The sequence below is a fragment of the Dietzia sp. SLG310A2-38A2 genome, from assembly GCF_014145095.1.
Taxonomy (GTDB): domain Bacteria; phylum Actinomycetota; class Actinomycetes; order Mycobacteriales; family Mycobacteriaceae; genus Dietzia.
Genome location: NZ_JAALDX010000098.1, coordinates 1 through 2,782, shown reverse-complemented (window position 1 = coordinate 2,782; position 2,782 = coordinate 1). Strand labels below are relative to the sequence as shown.

The window sequence follows — 2,782 nt, the reverse complement described above, 5'->3', positions numbered from 1 at the left end:
CGCGGCGACGGGGGAGTCCTCGAGGTGGTCGGGCGCCGGGGCGCCGGGGGCCCACGCCCCACCGGCGGCGCGCCAGCGGAGCAGGTCGTCGTCACCGCAGCCGAAGAGCGGGGAACGGAGTGCTCCGACGAGCGATGCCTCGTCGGCGGCGTTGGCCACAGCCCGCACGGCGAGGAGGAGGTCGCGGATCTCCGGGGTGCCGTAGACGATGGACGACGCCTCGGTCCGGTAGTCGATCCCGGCGTGGTCGAGGCATTTCTCGATCATGGGCAGAGAGCCCCGGGAGGGCAGGAGGATCGCGATGTCCCCGAGGCGGAGCGGGGTGTGACCGCCGTTCTTTGACTCGTGCGTCCACTGCTCGCGGACGGCCGTCGCGATCACCCGGGCGACATCGGAGGCCTCGGTCCAGTGGCGTGTCGTGTCGTCGCTCGCGTCCGCGGGGCAGTGATCTGGCAGCGCGGGCACGTCCTCGGTGCGGAACACGAACGGGCGGGGGCCGTGCGCGGGGTCGTACGGAGGCCGATCGGGACCCGGTTCCAGTTCCCGGTAGTCGGGCTGGACACCCTCCGCGGCGAGCAGTACTTCCGAGAACACCTCGTTGACCCAGTCGAGCACCGCCCGCGAACACCGGAAGTTGGTGCTCAGACGCTCGATCTCGACTCCGACCCCGCGCTGCGCTCGCAGGTAGGTGGAGATGTCGGCCCGCCGGAAGCGGTAGACGGACTGCTTGGGGTCGCCGACGGTGAAGAGCCTCCCGGTTCCTGACACTGATACCGCACCTGTGCCGTCGTGCGGCTCGTCGGCGGTGAGGAGAGTTGCGAGGTCGAGTTGGATGGGGTCGGTGTCCTGGAACTCGTCGATGAGGATCCGTGTGTACCTGGCCCTGACCCGGTCCCGGACCGCCCGGTCCTGCAGCAGCTCGCGGGCGAGGACGAGCTGGTCGTGGAACTGCAACGTGCCGTGTCTGCGCCGGTCGTCGGCGTGTCGGCGGATCACCGGGATGAGAGCGTCCAGGACGATCGCGATGCGCGGCCGCCAGTGGGCGGACAGGACCTCGGTGCAGATCGAGGGCAGGCGCTTGATCTCCTCCTTGATCTCCTTGACGGTCTCGGCGCCTCCCCAGTTGGGTCCTTTCCCCCCGTTGCCGGGGCCGAGGGGCTTGGCGAGGAGTTCGACCCAGGTCGGGGAGGCCGTCCGGTCCGTGGCTGCCGACTGCAGGTCCGTCAACCACGCCTCGTGCTTGGCGAGGGTCTGGTAGAGCTTGTCCGTCTCGTCCTGGCAGGACTCGCGCCACCCGATGATCGACCCGATCGCGGCGACGATCTCTGCGAGATCGGGAGAGGCGGGCAGCTCGGAGTCGGGAGACCCGCCGGAATAGAGAGGACCGTTCGGGAGCCGGTCCCAGTCGCGGTGCAGCGCCTCGACCATCTCGCGGAAGGCGAGCGTGCCGACGCCGGCGTCGAGCATGTCGTCGACGGCCTGGGCCAGGATTCCGGAGCGCGACCCGTCCCGGTCGCCGCCGAACAGGACGGTCGCGCATTCCTGCCACATGGCTTCCACGGCCGTGGCCTCCGCGGTGTCCTGCTGGGCGGTCACCTTCGGGGGGATCCCGGCCTCGAGCGGATTCTCCGAGAGCAGGCGAAGAGCGAACGAGTGCAGGGTCCCGATCGCCGCGGTGTCGAGCCCGGCGAGGGCGGCGTCCGCCCGGTGGTCTCCACCGTCCCGTCGGTCCACCAGGTGGACGCGGAGCCGGTCACGCAGTTCGGCGGCCGCCTTCTCGGTGAAGGTGATCGCGGCGATCCGGTCCACGGGCACACCGTCGGTGAGCAGGAGGGTGCTGAGCCGGCCGACCAGGGCGTGGGTCTTGCCGGTGCCCGCCCCGGCCTCGACGAACAGGGTGGCGGCGGTGTCCCGCTCGACCCGGTCGCGGGCGGGCTGGTCGTGGAGCACGCTCATGAGGTCGAGTCCGATCCGGTCTCGGTGGTGTCGCCGGTGACGATGCCGACGAACGCGGGGTGGGACGCCAAGGGCTCCCGCCCGGACAGCCGCTCCCACGTGCGGTCCAGGTCCGTTCCTCCGAGGAGGTCGGCCAGGTCCCGGGAGGACCCGCGTCCGCCCTTGAGGGGGAACCATCCCCGCTGGACGGCGTCGACCAGGTGCCCGACGTCCGAGCGGACCCGGTCCATGACGGAGTCCGAGACGGCGAGGGAGATCTGTTCGAACTCGCCGCGTTCGGTGCAGTACCAGTAGCGGACCTCGCTCACCGGCATGTCCCGGGCGGAGGCGGCGGCTGCGGCGTAGAGAGGGAGCTGGAACCGGGTGCCGGACACGGTGGGGTCGTCCTCGCTCGGGCGTTGTTCCGTTCCGGGCGGCTTCCCGGTCTTGTAGTCGGTGACGCGCTGCGCGCCGCCCCGGACGTCGAGCCGGTCGATCGAACCGGCCAGGAGCAGGGTCTCCGGTCCGCGGGAGGTGGTCACCTCGAACGGGATCTCGACCGTCGGTTCCCCGGGGACCTCGCGCCCGAACCCGAGTTCGGTGGCCGTGGGCCGCCAGCCCGCGTCGGCATCGGCGCCGTCCTCCTCGAACCACCGGCCGAGTTCGGCGGCCAGGAGCATCTGCCGACGGCGCCACAGCGGGGCGAGCAGCCCGGGGGCCGCGGCGACGGCCTTCTCACACTCGTCCCGGAGCGCGCGCATGAGCAGGTCCCGATCCGGACCGACCCCCAGCTCGAGTCGAGCGGACACGTATCTCTGCAGGATCGCGTGGACCAGGTCGCCGTAGA

At 71.4% G+C, this 2,782-nt stretch carries 2 protein-coding genes; both read right to left on the bottom strand.

Annotated elements, in window-relative coordinates; genetic code table 11:
- The coding region (locus G6027_RS03875) for a UvrD-helicase domain-containing protein (RefSeq protein WP_182635558.1) at window positions 1-1,956 on the bottom strand (1,956 nt) is incomplete at its 3' end.
- The coding region (locus G6027_RS03870) for a PD-(D/E)XK nuclease family protein (protein ID WP_182635556.1) at window positions 1,953-2,782 on the bottom strand (830 nt) is incomplete at its 5' end. The genes G6027_RS03875 and G6027_RS03870, both read right to left, overlap by 4 nt.